This is a genomic window from Halioxenophilus aromaticivorans (assembly GCF_042850945.1).
Lineage (GTDB): Bacteria > Pseudomonadota > Gammaproteobacteria > Pseudomonadales > Cellvibrionaceae > Halioxenophilus > Halioxenophilus aromaticivorans.
This window is the reverse complement of sequence record NZ_AP031496.1, coordinates 4,945,782-4,961,357: the sequence shown is the minus strand read 5'-3', so window position 1 is coordinate 4,961,357 and position 15,576 is coordinate 4,945,782. Positions and strand designations below refer to the sequence as shown.

Sequence of the window (15,576 nt, the reverse complement as noted above, 5' to 3'; positions counted from 1 at the left end):
GTCTAACTCGGCGCGCTCTAAATTTTAAAATCTGTGGGGAGATTCCAATGCCTGATATTAATGTCTCAGACCTTTATGCCGGCGCAGATCACATTTCCATAACCGTTACATCTATAGAGAAATCTCTGGAGTTCTACCAAAAGGCCTTCGGCGCTGCCGTCATCTATCAGATGGGGCCATTCGATGCTGCTGAGATCCCGCGGCAAGAAGATGGCCGCGATTGGACAGAGGCTCATGTCAATGTGTCCGCCGCGAAGTTGCACATCGCCATGGTACAGCTGTTCGCAAATCTGAAGGTGGAGTTATTTCAGTATGACCAGCCGAGTGATGCCAACAGAGCGGTGCCCGCCAATTGTGATACTGGAGCTAGCCATATTTGTATCAAAGTGTTGGACCTGGAGAGTGCCTTATCACATCTAAAAAATCTGGGTTGTGAACTGATGGCTGGGCCTATTGCTTCTGTGGGAGGTCCCTGCCCAGATAGCAACTCGTGGTATGTTTTGGATCCGTTTGGGCATCAGTTGGAGCTGGTCGAATATCTGTGATGTTAGTGATTCGATTGTTTGCTGTCAGAAATTTGCAGCTTTCAAACAGCAACATATTTTTGGTGTTTTAATTTTTTATGGAGAATTTGAATGAGTCGAGAAGTAATCAACCCGGAGACAATGTATCCAAGCTTACACTTTGGATTCTCTCATGCCACTGAATCCAGTGACGTTCGCACCATCCATTGCGCTGGGCAAGTGGCATGGAATAAAGAGGGAGAGCTTGTTGGTGCTGGGGATGTAGCTGCGCAGGCTAAGCAAGCACTGGCCAATTTAAAAGAAGTTCTTAAAACTGCCGGCGCAACGCCCGCCGACGTTGTACGTATACGCACCTATATCGTGGGCCACTCTCCAGCGCTGCTTGAGCCCGTATGTGGTGCGATCTTGGAGTTCTATGAGGGAGCACCTCCGGCGGCGAATACGCTGATTGGTGTGCAAGCATTAGCGTTACCAGAATTGCTCATTGAGATTGAGGCAACAGCACAGATTAAATAGAGCCTTAGTAAATTAAGAGATTTATATGCAACTAAATAGAAGAACGCTGTTGGCTTCCACGACTAAAGGCTTTGCCTCGGCTTTACTGCTTACACCAATGGCCAAATTGTACGCCGGCACCGATTTCCAATATCGCGGCCCTGTATTCGGCGTTCAAACATACAGCTTCCGAGACATGCTGCCAGCGGAGGGGGATACCGTCGATAAAATGATCGCCGGTTGTCGTGCCTTGGGCATACACGCGGTGGAATTGTTTGAACCCAGTATTCAGCCACCGGAGTTCTCAGCTAACGCGCCTTGGGCGTTTATTGATGGTAAACCTACGAGGGCGTCGGTTTACGGAAAGCCTCCGGAAGGGCCTCCACCAAAAGATACACAAATTATCCGAGAGAAGATTCGTCAATGGCGATTAGCAACACCATTGGACTATTTTTACGAAATCGGAGATCGATTTAGGCGGGCTGGCATTCAAGTGCAGGCGTTTAACTTTAGCCTAAAGATGGACTGTACAGATGAAGAAGCTGAAAAAGGCTTTTTGATCACCAAAGCGCTGGGCACGTCCATTATGACAACGTCGACAACGGTTGAAATGGCCGAACGCAGTGTGGCCATGATGGAGCACTTCGGTGTGCTTGTGGGCTTGCATGGTCATTCAAATTTGCACGATCCTAATCAATTTGCGCGCCCTGAAAGTTTTGAGCGCGCCTTAGAATTATCCCCGCTTTACGGCATGAATTTTGATGTTGGCCACTTCCATGCCGCTGGCTTCGACAGCGTTGCATTTTTGAAGAAACACCACAATCGAATTCTAAATGTCCACCTAAAGGATCGCAAAAACGATTTTGGTAAGAACATGCCTTTCGGTAAAGGGGATACGCCTATTGCTGAAATAGTGCAAACCATCGTTAAAAATCGGTATCCCATACCAATGATGTACGAATATGAATATGCAGGATCAGATTCCATTACAGAATTGAAAAAAATGTCTGCCTACTGTTTGGATGCGGCGCAAAAAGCTCTGACAAGTTAATAGTTCTGAAAGATGGCAACATTCCCGTTGTATTAAAAATGAGTATACCCAGTAATGTCTAGTAAGGATCTTTTATTAATAAATCGGCGCAACGCACTTAAGGCAGCCGCCACGGTGCTCGGAAGTGCCATGATTACGCCCACGCTTGTGGCTGCTGTTCTGGCAAAGCCTGCGGCGACTAACACGGCGGAACGAAGTTTATCGCCCGCGGCTTGCAAATTACTGGTAGACATGTGTGACGTAATTTTGCCTCGTACCGATACGCCTGGAGCGGTTGATGTGGGTGTCCCTGACTTCATCATCAGTGTTATCAGCAACCAATTTAAGCCAGTACATCAAGATAGATTCTTACTAGGTTTAACATTCATTGAAAGCCGTATAAAAAATAGCAGCTTTGCAAAAGCCGGCGCTTTACCTGACTTGATAGACGTTGCAGCCTTGGAAACCTTAGATAGGGAAGCGTTAGTGGAAGGCCTAACGGATCCAATTCACTCAACCTATAGAGAATTGAAGTCACTGATACTGGTTGGCTATTACACCTCCGAGCCTGGCGCCACAAAGGAGCTCAAATACGAGGCGGTTCCTGGCGCCTATCGCGGCTGTGTACCTTATGACAGTGTCGGTAGTGCTTGGGCAACGCGCTAGATAAGTCTGTCGAATAGCCAGTGGCCTAGGGTTGCTGGCAATCGGGCGGCTTTGTCGTAAATATAAAATTTGGAGATGGAATTTTGGATATTCCTGTATACGATGCCATTGTAATTGGATCGGGCATGTCAGGCGGCTGGGCTGCGAAAGAGCTAACCGAAAAGAACTTTAAAACCCTGGTTATTGAGCGAGGCCCGGAAACGGTTCACGGAAAAGATTATCCCCACGATTTTTCTAATCCATGGGATCTCGAACACCGAGGTATCATGGATGAGAAGTTGCTCGAACGAGACTACTTTGTGCAGCGTCGCTGTTTCGGAATGAACGAATACAATCGTAGTCATTTCGTTAACGACCGGCTAAATCCTTATATCGAAGAAAAGCCTTTTAACTGGATACGAGGCTATCACACCGGCGGTCGCTCTGTTATGTGGGGTAGGCAGTCCTACCGTCTAAGTAATTTGGATTTTGAGGCGAATAAAAGAGATGGGCATGGCACGGACTGGCCTATTCGTTACGAGGATTTGTCTCAATGGTACGACTACGTCGAAGACTTTGTCGGTGTTAGTGGTAGTACCGAACATATAGAACATTTGCCGGACGGTGTTTTCTTGCCGCCTATGGAAATGAATTGCGCTGAGAAAGCCATTAAGCAACGGCTTGAAAAGCAGTACGCAGACAGAAAGCTGATCATTGGTCGAATAGCTAATCTAACCAAGCCCAAGCCGCATCATATCGAACTGGGGCGCGGGCCATGCCAATTTCGAAACCAGTGTAGTAGGGGATGCTCTTTTGGTGCTTATTTTAGTAGCTTGACTGCAACGCTTCCTGCAGCAAAACGTACCGGTAATCTCTCCATGGCTCATAACAGTATTGTCAAAGAAATTCTTTACGATACAGAAACCGGTCGTGCAAGCGGTGTTAGAGTTATCGACAGTGAGACACTGCAAGAACGGGAATATAGAGCCCGTATTATTTTTCTTTGCGCATCTACAATTGGCAGTGCGCAAATTTTGCTTAATTCGAAATCAACGGCCTTTCCCAACGGATTGGCCAATTCCAGTGGTGTTGTTGGTCATTACCTTACAGACCACTTAATGGTTGGCGGGGCCACCGGCGTATTGCCCGGGTACGAGGACCAATACTATACCGGTAGACGAGCCAACGGTATTTATATTCCCCGGTTTGTGAATATGGGGGATAACAATCAGGATTATCTTCGTGGCTTTGGCTACCAGGGGGCAGCTTCTAGATCCAATTGGGGGGGGCAAAAAGCTACCCCAGGTATTGGTGTCGACCTAAAGAAAAAACTCCACGACCCCGGCCCATGGAAATTCACCATCATTGGCTTTGGAGAAATGTTACCCCGTTATGATAACTGTATCACGTTAGATGAAGAGCGGCGGGACCCCTATGGCTTACCGCTAGTGAAGATAAACGTGAGCTGGAGCGACAATGAATCCAAAATGCGGGAGTCTATTATCAGTAACGCCGTGGATATGTTAGTGAAGTCGGGCCTGGAAGATGTTAAACCCGTCGAGTGGGATACCACGCCGGGCACTGCCATTCACGAAATGGGTACTGCCCGAATGGGGTTAGATGCCAAAACATCGGTACTCAATGGTTTTAACCAGTGTCATGATGTTCCGAATCTGTTCGTCACAGATGGAGCCGCAATGGCTTCTTCAACCTGCCATAGCCCCTCGCTCACCTATATGGCCATGACCGCGAGAGCGGTGGATTACGCGGTGAGGCAAGATAAGGCCAATTTATTGTAGGAGGAGGGTTAATCAATCGGCGGTATTAATGAATTCGAAAATTAAATAGGCTGGCTGATCACTGTAAGCGCGTGGTTTTGTTGATCTTCTAAATTTTACGTGTAATATATTACACGTAAACATATTATTAGTTATGTAATGGTGGCGGCGTAGTGAGATGCACGTTTAAGAAACAGCAAAAAATTGGATTTTCCCACTGTGACCCGGCAGGGATCGTTTTCTATCCGAGATACTACGAAATGGTGGTCGGGGTTGTTGAGGATTGGTTCTCCGAGGCTCTAAATTGGTCGTTTCAAGAAATGCATTTGGAGCACAAGTTAGGCGTGCCCACAGTGAGTATTGAATGTCAATTTCAATCCGCATGCCGCATCGGTGATACCATCGATTTCTCGCTTACTTTGGCCCACCTGGGTAATTCTTCGTGTACCGTTCATATTGTAGCTCAGTGCCAAGATAGACCGGTTTTTGATACGAAAAATATATTGGTGTTAACCGAGCTTAGTGCGGAGGCGCTGGTAAGCCGGCCTTTTCCCGAATCGTATCGAGAAAAAATGAAACCTTATTTAGAAGGGTAGTGGCATAGGTGGTGGCATAGATTGGCCCACTGCCACGCGCAGTACTTCTGATGATCTTTGAAACATACCGTAAATAAGCCTTCAAGGAGTAGTTTTATGTCTGCAACACAAGTCTTGTCGCAGCTGGCGAGTTTTATGTCGACGGGTGGCATAAAAGTAGTGGATTTAACGCGCACTTTAGACGCCGACACTCCAATCCTACAGTTACCCGAGGAGATGGGGTGGGGTAAGTCCAAGCCTTTCCAGAAAGAAGAGATATCCCGCTACAACGAATTGGGCCCTTTTTGGTATTGGAACAACTTTGAATGCGGCGAGCACACCGGTACGCATTTCGATGCGCCAGTTCACTGGGTGACGGGCAAAGATTACGGCAACAACACTACAGATACTTTGCCAGTGGAACAATTTATTGCTCCCTGCGTTGTCATCGATGCGGTAGAGGAGTCTAAGGCTAACGCGGACTTTTTGGTTGATGTTGATTTTTTAAAACGCTGGGAAGTGGCTAACGGCCCCATCCCCAGCCGCGCTTGGGTTTTATATCGTACAGACTGGTCGAAGAAGGAAAGCGAAAAAGAGTATCTAAACGTGAGCGATGATGGCGGTCATACCCCAGGTTGGTCTCCAGGAGCGGTAAAATTTCTAGTCAGTGAGCGCGATGTCATTGGTGTGGGCGTTGAAACCGTGGGCACAGATGCCGGCCAAGCTCCCATGCAAGACCCTATGTTCCCCTGCCACAATGTTATGCATGGCGCAAATAAATGCGGCCTTGCCAGTCTTTGTAATTTAGATCAGTTGCCCGCAACCGGCGCTCTAATCATTGCTGCCCCCCTGAAGATAAAAGAGGGATCTGGAAGTCCGTTACGGGTTTTGGCGTTGGTTCCAACAACCTAAGAAGGGCAACATTCTAGTGGAATAATGCCAAGCGAGTAGACGTTGCCGCTCATGGCTTTGTGTCTTCAATCGCAATTCAGTCTCAAACGCTGCGGCGTCTCGCCGGGCTAAGATATACACACAGTAGGTAATAGCACATGGCTGAAAGGTCGTTTAAAAAGGAAGTTGAGCTGCTTCGCAAGCCCGCAGGCCATGAACTTCACGTCGAGGGTATTTTGGGTGTTACTAAGGCCCTGTTGCAATCCGGTGTGGCCTATGTAGGTGGTTACCAAGGTTCACCCATTTCCCATCTAATGGACGTGCTAAACGACGCCCGAGATCTGCTGGAGGAATTGGGTGTCCATTTTGAATCTAACGGTAGTGAAGCCACCGCAGCCGCTATGTTAGCCGCTTCCGTTAATTATCCGCTACGCGGCGCTGTTGCTTGGAAGTCGACCGTTGGTACCAATGTCGCCTCCGATGCATTGGCAAATTTAGCGTCCGGTGGCGTGACTGGCGGAGCCTTGATAGTGGTGGGAGAAGACTACGGTGAGGGCTCAAGTATCATGCAAGAGCGCTCCCATGCGTTTGCCATGAAATCTCAAATGTGGCTGTTGGACCCAAGGCCGAACCTGCCTTCCATCACCGATGCGGTGTCACACGGTTTTGAGCTATCCGAGGCCAGTAATACACCGGTAATGCTGCAGTTAAGAATTCGAGCATGCCATGTTCATGGCTCATTCGTCACCAAAGACAATGTGCGGCCCGTAATGACGGTGGGGCAAGCAAAAGAAAACCCGGTACGCGATACGGATAGGATTGTATTGCCGCCGGCAAACTTTCTACACGAAAAAGAAAAGGTTGAGCGTCGATTACCTAAGGCGCAAGCCTTCATTAAAGAACATAAGCTGAACGAATTTTTCGCAGGTGAAGATAGTAGTATCGGCCTGATTGTTCCGGGCGGGTTGTACAACTCGACGATTAGAGCTTTAAACATACTTGGGTTAGCCAATGCATTCGGTGATTGTCGCTTCCCGATCTATGTTATGAACGTTGCCTATCCCTATATAGATGACGAGATAATCGAGTTCTGTGTGGGTAAAACCGCAGTTCTCATGATTGAGGAAGGCCAGCCTAATTATATTGAGCAGGCGGTTGGCTATATTTTGCGTACGGCGGACGTGCAAACACCGGTTTACGGCAAGAATGTTCTACCCTCGTTTGGTGAATACGACAGCGGCGCTATTAAGGCTGGGCTAGAGAAATTTCTGGCCGCCGTCGAGGCGCAGCCGGGAGTAAGTGCACAAGAGAGTAACGCGATAGATCCATGGCGTGGTTTACCCGGCGATCAAGGCAATAGTACCTCCGCAGTAGGGGTATTTAATCCTGCTACTGACTACGCGCCTGCAGGCAATGGCGCCGAAGCTGGAGCTCAATTAATCCCGGTGAAACAATTACCGGTAGACGTACCACCTCGGCCCGCTGGTTTTTGCGTGGGGTGCCCGGAGCGGCCAATTTTCAGTGCGATGAAGCAAGTTCAGAAAGAGCTGGGTGATTTACATGTAAGTTGTGATATCGGCTGCCATTTATTTTCGATATTACCGCCCTTTAATATTGGCAACTCTACCATGGGCTACGGCTTAGGCGCTGCCGGTGGCTCGGCCTTTAATGTCTCGGGTCACAAGCGCAGTATTTCGGTGTTGGGAGATGGTGGGTTTTGGCACAATGGCCTAACCAGTGGCATCGCAAACGCTGTGTTTAATCGCAGTGATGAGGTCGTCATTATTGTTGATAACAATTATTCTGCCGCCACTGGTGGGCAGGATATTTTATCGTCCCACGCAGAGCTAGAACACCGCTCCACCAACCACGCAATCGAGTCAGCGGTTAAAGGTGTAGGCGTAGACTGGGTTAAAACGGTAGACACCTACGACGTGGGTACCGTTAAACGCACTCTCGCCGAGGCAATGACCACGGATAAGCCAGGGCCTAAGGTGATCGTCGCGCGTAACGAGTGTATGCTCAATAAGCAGCGCCGGGAAAAAGCTGCCACCAAACAAAAACTTAAGCTCGGCCAGCGTGTTGAGCGAGAGCGTTTTTATGTCGACGGGCATACCTGTACTGGTGATCATGCGTGCGTTCGGCTATCCGGCTGCCCATCTTTAACCATTACCGATAATCCCAATCCGTTAAAAGAAGACCCTGTTGCTTACGTTGACAACGATTGTGTCGGTTGTGGTCTTTGTGGCGAAAATGCTCATACCGCAGTGTTATGCCCCTCGTTTACTAAAACGGTCATCGTTAGTAACCCAACACGCTGGGATCAATGGCTCGCTGGTTTACGCCAAAAGGTGATTGGCTTTCTGCAAAATCGCCACGAACGTAGCCTTGTTTTTGGTGAGTTATAGCCGCTGTCGTATGTTCTAGTCAGTATAGTGTTGGTAGCTGGCGATAATTTACAGATAATTTTCTACGAAATAGCGCAGCTCTGAATGGAATCTGCGAATCAAATGACCAAGAGTTTTTAATGCAAAGTAAATCGTCTATTCAACCGATCACAATCGCTATATCGGCTATGGGTGGTCAAGGTGGTGGGGTGTTATCTAATTGGCTGCGATACGTGGCCGAGCATAACGGTTACGTTGCCCAGTCAACCTCTGTGCCGGGTGTTGCACAACGCACAGGTGCGACCATTTACTACCTGGAGATATTTGCTAAGTCCGATATTGCCAGTGCTGACAGGCCGCCAGTCTTAGGCTTGTCCCCAACACCGGGTAACATTGATGTGCTGATCGCGGCAGAGCTGGTGGAGGCCGGGCGATCCATTCAAAGAGGTTTTGTTAGCGAAGATAAAACCACGTTAATCGCCACTACCCATCGCTCATACACGGTTATAGAAAAAAGTGCTCCGGGTAATGGTCGGGTTGATAGTGCCGGCTTGATTGAAGCCTGTCATTCTAGAGCTAAAAGGTGTATCGCCTTTGATATGGAAAGTATCGCAAAGGAGTGTCGGTCGGTTATCAGTTCAGTACTGCTAGGGGCTGTTGCCGGCAGTGGCTGCCTACCCTTTACCAGGGAGGCATTTGAGGCGGCAATTAAAGCTCAGGGGGTGGCCGTAGACACAAACTTGTTAGCTTTCTCGGTTGCCTATGAGCGTGCCTCACGTAAAGAATGTGATTATCCGCATGATGGCGTAGCTGTGGCGCCACATCTACCGAGCCAAATTAATAGCGTTGCCGGGCAAAAACTGCTGGATCGTATAAAATCGGACTTCCCTGAAGCCAGCCAGCCTTGGGTGTGGGAAGGCGTTAAACAGGTAGCAGATTATCAAGACGTCGCGTACGCCAACAAATATCTTGACCGCTTACTATCTTTACGAATTAGCGAAAGCGAATATGCGGGCGCTGAATTGCTTTCGAGTTGTGCTAAGCAGCTGGCCCTTTGGATGTGTTTTCAAGATACGATCCAAGTCGCTAGGCAAAAAATCGGTAAGCGTCATTTCAATGATATTCGAACCGAGGTTAAGGCACAGGCAGGGCAGCTCGTTTATCCGGTGGAATACCTTCACCCAAGAATTGAAGAGATTTGCGATACCCTGCCACCTTCATTCGCGCGTGTTGTCGCCAAAACCAGTTGGTTGCGTAAGTTTATTGATAACCGCTTTTGCCAGGGGAAAAAAGTGCACAGTGGAACGGTTATGGGATACTGCTTCCTCTGGGGGATAGCGAGTTTAACTTGGTTGCGCCCCTTAAGTGTTCGTTTTCAGCGGGAAGAGGACAACATAGAGCATTGGATGCAGCTAGTTGCAGTTAAAGCTACAGAAAATCCGAATTTAGCCTTGGTTTTAGCAAAGCTTCCAAATTTGATTAAAGGTTATGGGGATAGCCACGAGCGAGGCAGCAATAGGTATCGTACAATCATAGAATTGGTTGAGCGTCATCCTGGCATAGGCCGGGTGACGGTAGAATCCTTGTTGCGAACTGCACGAGATGCAGAGTCAGATAAAACCTTTGCGGCGGTTGTTAAAACGGTGGAGATGGGTTTGGCCGAGGCGGATAGTGACCAGGTGCGCGTGGCTTGATACAGATTGAAGGAGCGGGCCCAAAGGCATTGGGCCGGTTCCTGGTTTTAATTTTCGTCTGGTAAAACCGCAGTAGTTTCAATTTCGACCTTGGCCCGGTCCTCCATTAAAGCGACCACCTGCACCATGGCCATTACTGGATAATGGCGTCCTACAAGCTCTCGGTATACTTGTCCCAATGCCTTGAGCGACTGCAAATACTCTTGTTTGTCTGTGATGTACCATGTCATGCGTGTGATATGCTCCGGCCTTGCGTCTGCAGTGGCAAGAACCGAAAGCGTGTTCGTTAATGTTTGACGCACCTGTTCGACAAAGTCATCGCTTTGGAACTCTTCGTTTTCATCCCAGCCTATTTGCCCACCGATAAAAATGGTTTTACCTTGTGCCACGATTCCATTGCTGTAGCCTTTCGGTTTCGGCCAGTTTTCTGGTTGTAAAAATTGCATAGTGATATCCTGCTGTTTGGCAATTAATTGCCTTTGAAGTCCGGTTTTTCTCGTTGGGTAAATGCCTGGTAAGCGCGATTAAAGTCTTCCGTTTTCATGCAAATGGCCTGTGCCTGAGCTTCTGACTCAATGGCTTGGTCAATGCTCATATTCCACTCTTGATGCAGCATCATTTTTGTTAAACCGTGGGCAAAAGTTGGCCCGGATACCAGCTTTGTGGCGTAGGCTTTTGCCTTGTCCATAACCTCAGTGGCGCTGCCAAGCTCATTATAAAATCCCCACTGCAAGCCTTCTTCTGCAGACATCATTCGGCCTGTGAATAAAAGATCACTGGCGCGGCCTTGGCCGATAATTCTAGGTAGCATGGCGCAAGCGCCCATATCGCAACCGGCGAGTCCTACTCGGGTAAATAAAAACCCTGTTTTACTGTCAGTCGCGGAGATACGATAATCCGCGGCCATAGCAAGTATGGCCCCGGCCCCGGCGCATACGCCAGTAACTGCGGCTATTATGGGCTGAGGGCAGTGGCGAATCGCCTTTACCAGGTCTCCGGTCATGCGGGTAAAGTCCAATAGTTGTGGCATGGACATTTTGGTTAGGGGGCCTATTATGTCGTGCACATCTCCACCGGAACAAAAATTATCTCCGGCGCCTGCCAATACAACGGCCATAACCTCTGGTGTGTAAGCTAGGGCGCGAAAACAGTCTCTAAGTTCAGCGTAGCTTTCGAAGGTTAGGGGGTTTTTTCGGCTAGGTTGGTTCAGCGTAATAGTAGCCGTATGATTTTCAAAGCCCCAAAGGAAATGAGTAGGTTTATACGTGGCCGCATTTATTCCTGGTCCGCAGGCGTGCATGAAGAATCCTTATTTAGCGATATAAAAATGATGGCTATCACTGTAATGGATTAACCTGTGACAGGCAAATAGTTTACGTGTAATATAAATGTTGCGAGGCAGAGTATTGGTAATGTTCGTGCTACGCCCGCAGCGATGCAATGGCTTAATTTGAGGCAAATATGACTGAGAAACACATAGTAATTACTGGTGCTGGCCGAGGTATTGGTGCTGCCATCGCCCGGCGCCTGGCAAAAGAGGGTGTCAGTTTAAGTTTAATGGGCCGGACACTCGCGCCCTTAGAGGCGCTGGCTGAGGAATTACCGCGGGCTCGGGCCGTAACTGCGGATGTAACTGACAGCGATAGCGTGCAGCGAGCCTTCGCAACTGCGCGTGAAAATTTTGGTTTAATTTCAGGGTTGGTCAATAACGCCGGGCAGGCTAAGACCGCTACTTTTGGTAAAACCACCGATGAGCTGTGGCAGCAAATGTTGGCGGTAAATCTAAACGGCCCTTTTTTTTGTACCAGAGAATCGCTGGCCGATATGAAATCATTGGGCTGGGGCAGAATTATCACTATCGCCAGTACTTCTGGGCTTAAGGGTTACGAATACGTGGCAGCTTATACTGCAGCTAAGCATGGCGTTGTGGGCATGACCAAATCGTTGGCTCTAGAGTTGGCCCTTACTGGCATTACCGTTAATGCGGTTTGCCCAGGCTTTGCCGATACAGAACTGACGCGACAGGCAATTGACAATATCGTGAAAAAAACCGGTAGAACCGAAGATCAAGCGCTGGCCGAACTGGCCAAGTGGTCGCCGCAAAAGCGTTTGATTCAACCTGAGGAAGTGGCGGACACCGTCGCATGGTTATGGTCCGGTGCCGAGTCCATGACAGGGCAGGCTATTGTGGTAGCGGGTGGCGAAATAATGTAGATCAACCCAGCGGTTGGGGATCGCGGACGAGGTGGGCTTAATCTATATCCGAGGTTGCCTGCAAGGTTCTCAGCATTTTCAACATTCGGTCCGCGTCTTTCTTGGTGATGCCGCCGAGAATCTCCGATGACCACTGGGCATGGGCCTGTGCCATTTTTTTAAAAAGCTGACGGCCTTGGTTGGTAAAGCCCACTTGTATTATCCGTCGGTCTTGCGGTGACGGTTTGCGGTCGATCAATTCATCTTTAATCATTCTGTCTATCAGGCGAGTTATGTTGCCTTTGCTCGCTAACAGATTGCCTGCCAAAACGCCCATGGGTAGCCGCTCGGGATCAAACCTTTCAAGTTGAGATAGTACGTCGAACCGGGCAAAGCTTTGGTTAAACTCCGTTTGTAGTCGCTCTTCCATTTGCTGCTCGATGGTTTTCGAGGTTCTTGCCAGTTCTAACCAAAGCTTTAGGTAGGACGATTGAGCCGCTTGGTCGAGTGCTGGGTTTTTTGGGGGCTGGTTGCTGGCCATTATTTTTAGGTCCTTGGGCTTTTGTGACGCGCATTATAAGCCAACTTCAAAGCAGAGCAGAATAGATCTCTTCGAAAAGCTGCAATAAATTACAGATTAATAGTTTACGTGTAATATAAAATATTGTACGGTGTTTGTATGGTGGCGCGTTTCTTTGGCGCTCGCCCCTTGTCTTCAGTTTTTGCGCCTCACTCATACAGCACCGTGGGTGCGGTATTAATCGCTTAACAGGTTACTTATGAAAATTACGATCATTGGTGGTGGTCCGGGAGGATTATACTTCGCATTGTTAACCAAAAAGGCCAAGCCCTCGTGGCAGATAGATGTCTACGAGCAAAACAAGGCCGACGATACCTTTGGTTTTGGCGTAGTTTTTTCGGACGAAACTCTGCAAGAGTTTCTGTCTCGAGACCCCGAGTCCTATCAACATTTAACTCAACAATTTTCTTACTGGGACGATATTGTAATTCATCGTAAAGATCAGGATGTCCGTTGCAGTGGTAATGGATTTTGTGGCATTTCTCGGATTCGATTGTTGCAATTACTGCAGGACCGCTGTCATGACCTTGGTGTCGGGCTTCACTTTGATCAGCGTATTGAGCCAGAAGTTTTAGAAACCCGATTCGCCGACTCTGACATTATATTGTCAGCCGATGGCATTGGCTCGGCTATCCGCGACCACTACGCAGATCATTTTCAGCCGACCACTGAGCATAAATCTAACCGTTTCTGTTGGATGGGCTCCACTCGTCCGTTGGCAGATTTCACCTATTTCTTTAAAGAGACAGAGCATGGTCTGATTTGTGCGCACACTTACCAGTACGAGGCTGATAAGTCGACCTGGGTATTTGAAATGTCCGACGACTGCTGGCAAAAGCATGGCTTTGAAGTTCAGGATGAGGCAGGCTCTAAATCCAAATTAGAAGTCATTTTTGCAGATGAGTTACAAGGGCACGGATTGATTTTAAATCGTTCCATGTGGCGACAATTCCCGCGGATTTTCTGTAACCAATGGTTCTATAAAAACATCGCTATTTTAGGTGATGCTAAGGCCTCGGCGCATTTTTCTATTGGCTCGGGTACCAAGTTGGCGATGGAGTGCGCTATTAGTTTTCACGATGCCGTGGTGGCCCATGGCGAGCGCAGTGTCGACAAGGCTTTTGAAGCCTATGATGCGGCGCGTAGGGCGCCGGTGCAAATTGTTCAACACAACGCCGATGTGTCTTTAGCTTGGTTTGAACATATGGAACGGTCGTGGGATATGGACGCCATGCAATTTGCCATGGTCGTTATGTGCCGAGCCAAGTCCGTTACCTACGACAATCTAATGTTGCGAGATCCGAGTTTTGTAGACGCCGCAGATACTGCTTGGTACCAGCGTTATTTCGAGCAAACCGGTTACGACTACCGAGACTCCCGGCCCACGCCAATGTTCACCCGTTTCAAATTGCGTGATCTGGAATTGCGTAACCGCGTGGTAATGTCGCCCATGGCTCAGTATGCCGCGGATGACAACGGCAACCTCAGTGAGTGGCATTATGTGCATTACGCCGGCCATGCTAAAGGTGGAATGGGAATGGTGGTAACTGAAATGACTTGTCCTTCCCCCGATGCTCGAATTACCCAGGGTTGCCCGGGTTTTTGGACCCATGACCATGCCCAGCAATGGCAGCGCATCGTAGATTTTGTTCACCAATACACAGATACTAAAATCTGCCTCCAGCTTGGCCATGCTGGCCGCAAAGGTTCTACACAGAAAGGCTGGCAAAAAGCAGATTACCCAATCGCCGATGCACAGCAGAATTGGCCGTTGGTGTCCGCTTCCCCTCTACCTTGGTTCGATGGCATTTCCCAGGTGCCTACAGAGCTGGATGAACAGGGTATGCAGCGCATTATTGATGAATTTGCTGCCGCCGCTGAGCGGGCCGAAAGTGTCGGTTTTGATATGTTGGAACTGCACTGTGCGCACGGCTATCTATTCGGCTCGTTTTTGTCGCCCATTACAAACCAGAGGTCGGACCAATACGGAGGCGCAATCGAAAATCGCCTGCGCTTTCCCTTAGCCGTATTTGAGGCAATGCGACGTTGCTGGCCGGAGCACAAACCTATGTCCGTTAGGATATCTGCCTGTGATTGGATGGAGCAGGGGATAACAGAAGAGGATACCTTTGCCATTGCAGAGGCTTTCCAATCTGCCGGCTGTGATTTGATCGATGTATCCGCTGGGCAGACAGACCCGGGCCAAAAGCCGATCTATGGGCGTATGTTTCAGGTGCAGTTTTCTGAAGCCATACGCAACGTGCCCAAAATTGCCACCATGACTGTAGGCAACGTCACGGATGCGGCACAGATAAACACGATTCTACACACACGTCGTGCTGATTTGGTGGCCGTGGGTAGGCCGCATCTTTGGAATCCGTACTTTACTCGTCAAAGCGCCGCCAGTTATGGCGTAGAGGATGATCAAGCCTGGGAGCCACAGTACCTATCCGGCAAGCAGCAGGCGTACAGGGAGTTGCGCAAATCTCGGCAGGCCACTCAGGAATTGCAGGTAAAAGCTAAGGCCCGTAGCCATGCTCCCATTAAATAGGGCTTAAGTGCGCTGGCTGTGTAAATATTGAGTACAGGCAAATTATAGGTTGGAAATTATAAAGCCCTACCGGTAATTGCCAGGGTGCTTAAAGCAGCAGCTTAATTAGCAGTGCATCATTTGTATTCGTGTGTCTCGCTTAGCCGGCCTTGTGCCGGCTTTTTTTCGCCTGGGCTTCCAGCCGGTGTTGCCTGGTTTTCGTTGTGGCGCGCGCGTGCTAAGGCCTGCTTGCC

Annotated in this window: 14 protein-coding genes; 11 read left to right on the top strand and 3 right to left on the bottom strand. The window is 48.9% G+C overall.

Annotation, left to right across the window (positions count from 1 at the left end):
• Window positions 1–47 precede the first annotated feature (47 nt).
• The 9 genes from ACGHM3_RS21175 to ACGHM3_RS21135 all read left to right on the top strand — a co-directional run bounded on the left by ACGHM3_RS21175 (window position 48) and on the right by ACGHM3_RS21135 (window position 10,019).
• A complete protein-coding gene (locus ACGHM3_RS21175) occupies window positions 48–545 on the top strand; it encodes a VOC family protein (protein ID WP_345417112.1) in 498 nt (165 codons plus the stop codon).
• A gap of 90 nt (window positions 546–635) precedes the next feature.
• A complete protein-coding gene (locus tag ACGHM3_RS21170; protein WP_345417109.1) occupies window positions 636–1,040 on the top strand; it encodes a RidA family protein in 405 nt (134 codons plus the stop codon).
• A gap of 25 nt (window positions 1,041–1,065) precedes the next feature.
• Entirely contained in the window at window positions 1,066–2,070 is a 1,005-nt protein-coding gene (locus ACGHM3_RS21165) for a TIM barrel protein (RefSeq protein ID WP_345417106.1), read from the top strand.
• A 54-nt stretch (window positions 2,071–2,124) separates the two neighbouring features.
• Entirely contained in the window at window positions 2,125–2,715 is a 591-nt protein-coding gene (locus tag ACGHM3_RS21160) for a gluconate 2-dehydrogenase subunit 3 family protein (RefSeq protein WP_345417103.1), read from the top strand.
• 125 nt (window positions 2,716–2,840) lie between these two features.
• Window positions 2,841–4,493 carry a GMC family oxidoreductase gene (locus tag ACGHM3_RS21155; protein WP_345417146.1) on the top strand — a complete coding sequence of 551 codons (1,653 nt, stop codon included), beginning with the start codon at window positions 2,841–2,843 and terminating at the stop codon, window positions 4,491–4,493.
• Between the two features lie 152 nt (window positions 4,494–4,645).
• Window positions 4,646–5,068 (top strand): acyl-CoA thioesterase, encoded by a 423-nt coding sequence (locus ACGHM3_RS21150; protein ID WP_390517574.1) that lies wholly within the window; start codon window positions 4,646–4,648, stop codon window positions 5,066–5,068.
• A gap of 96 nt (window positions 5,069–5,164) precedes the next feature.
• Window positions 5,165–5,959 carry a cyclase family protein gene (locus ACGHM3_RS21145; protein WP_345417100.1) on the top strand — a complete coding sequence of 265 codons (795 nt, stop codon included), beginning with the start codon at window positions 5,165–5,167 and terminating at the stop codon, window positions 5,957–5,959.
• A 137-nt stretch (window positions 5,960–6,096) separates the two neighbouring features.
• Window positions 6,097–8,346 carry an indolepyruvate ferredoxin oxidoreductase subunit alpha gene (locus tag ACGHM3_RS21140; protein WP_345417097.1) on the top strand — a complete coding sequence of 750 codons (2,250 nt, stop codon included), beginning with the start codon at window positions 6,097–6,099 and terminating at the stop codon, window positions 8,344–8,346.
• 119 nt (window positions 8,347–8,465) lie between these two features.
• Window positions 8,466–10,019, top strand: a complete 1,554-nt coding sequence (locus ACGHM3_RS21135; protein ID WP_345417094.1) for an indolepyruvate oxidoreductase subunit beta family protein — start codon at window positions 8,466–8,468, stop codon at window positions 10,017–10,019.
• A 47-nt stretch (window positions 10,020–10,066) separates the two neighbouring features.
• Here ACGHM3_RS21135 and ACGHM3_RS21130 read toward each other — a convergent pair whose 3' ends face one another.
• Both ACGHM3_RS21130 and ACGHM3_RS21125 read right to left on the bottom strand, forming a co-directional pair.
• Window positions 10,067–10,465, bottom strand: a complete 399-nt coding sequence (locus ACGHM3_RS21130) for a RidA family protein (RefSeq protein WP_345417091.1) — start codon at window positions 10,463–10,465, stop codon at window positions 10,067–10,069.
• Window positions 10,466–10,488: 23 nt separating this feature from the next.
• Window positions 10,489–11,319, bottom strand: a complete 831-nt coding sequence (locus ACGHM3_RS21125) for an enoyl-CoA hydratase family protein (protein ID WP_345417088.1) — start codon at window positions 11,317–11,319, stop codon at window positions 10,489–10,491.
• 161 nt (window positions 11,320–11,480) lie between these two features.
• Here ACGHM3_RS21125 and ACGHM3_RS21120 point away from each other — a divergent pair, with 161 nt between their 5' ends.
• Entirely contained in the window at window positions 11,481–12,233 is a 753-nt protein-coding gene (locus ACGHM3_RS21120) for an SDR family NAD(P)-dependent oxidoreductase (RefSeq protein WP_345417085.1), read from the top strand.
• A gap of 37 nt (window positions 12,234–12,270) precedes the next feature.
• On the opposite strand, the gene ACGHM3_RS21115 is transcribed toward ACGHM3_RS21120, so the two are convergent.
• Window positions 12,271–12,753, bottom strand: a complete 483-nt coding sequence (locus ACGHM3_RS21115) for a MarR family transcriptional regulator (RefSeq protein WP_345417082.1) — start codon at window positions 12,751–12,753, stop codon at window positions 12,271–12,273.
• A gap of 238 nt (window positions 12,754–12,991) precedes the next feature.
• On the opposite strand from ACGHM3_RS21115, the gene ACGHM3_RS21110 reads away from it, so the two are divergent.
• Entirely contained in the window at window positions 12,992–15,343 is a 2,352-nt protein-coding gene (locus ACGHM3_RS21110) for a hypothetical protein (protein ID WP_345417079.1), read from the top strand.
• Window positions 15,344–15,576: the final 233 nt, after the last annotated feature.

What these genes read in the sequence shown, in the direction of transcription:
- ACGHM3_RS21145 (WP_345417100.1), top strand. Translation starts at nt 5,165, where the DNA reads ATGTCTGCAACACAAGTCTTGTCGCAGCTGGCGAGTTTTATGTCGACG.
- ACGHM3_RS21155 (WP_345417146.1), top strand. Translation starts at nt 2,841, where the DNA reads ATGTCAGGCGGCTGGGCTGCGAAAGAGCTAACCGAAAAGAACTTTAAA.
- ACGHM3_RS21120 (WP_345417085.1), top strand. Translation starts at nt 11,481, where the DNA reads ATGACTGAGAAACACATAGTAATTACTGGTGCTGGCCGAGGTATTGGT.
- ACGHM3_RS21140 (WP_345417097.1), top strand. Translation starts at nt 6,097, where the DNA reads ATGGCTGAAAGGTCGTTTAAAAAGGAAGTTGAGCTGCTTCGCAAGCCC.
- ACGHM3_RS21135 (WP_345417094.1), top strand. Translation starts at nt 8,466, where the DNA reads ATGCAAAGTAAATCGTCTATTCAACCGATCACAATCGCTATATCGGCT.
- ACGHM3_RS21175 (WP_345417112.1), top strand. Translation starts at nt 48, where the DNA reads ATGCCTGATATTAATGTCTCAGACCTTTATGCCGGCGCAGATCACATT.
- ACGHM3_RS21160 (WP_345417103.1), top strand. Translation starts at nt 2,125, where the DNA reads ATGTCTAGTAAGGATCTTTTATTAATAAATCGGCGCAACGCACTTAAG.
- ACGHM3_RS21110 (WP_345417079.1), top strand. Translation starts at nt 12,992, where the DNA reads ATGAAAATTACGATCATTGGTGGTGGTCCGGGAGGATTATACTTCGCA.
- ACGHM3_RS21165 (WP_345417106.1), top strand. Translation starts at nt 1,066, where the DNA reads ATGCAACTAAATAGAAGAACGCTGTTGGCTTCCACGACTAAAGGCTTT.
- ACGHM3_RS21170 (WP_345417109.1), top strand. Translation starts at nt 636, where the DNA reads ATGAGTCGAGAAGTAATCAACCCGGAGACAATGTATCCAAGCTTACAC.
- ACGHM3_RS21125 (WP_345417088.1), bottom strand. Translation starts at nt 11,319, where the DNA reads ATGCACGCCTGCGGACCAGGAATAAATGCGGCCACGTATAAACCTACT.
- ACGHM3_RS21115 (WP_345417082.1), bottom strand. Translation starts at nt 12,753, where the DNA reads ATGGCCAGCAACCAGCCCCCAAAAAACCCAGCACTCGACCAAGCGGCT.
- ACGHM3_RS21130 (WP_345417091.1), bottom strand. Translation starts at nt 10,465, where the DNA reads ATGCAATTTTTACAACCAGAAAACTGGCCGAAACCGAAAGGCTACAGC.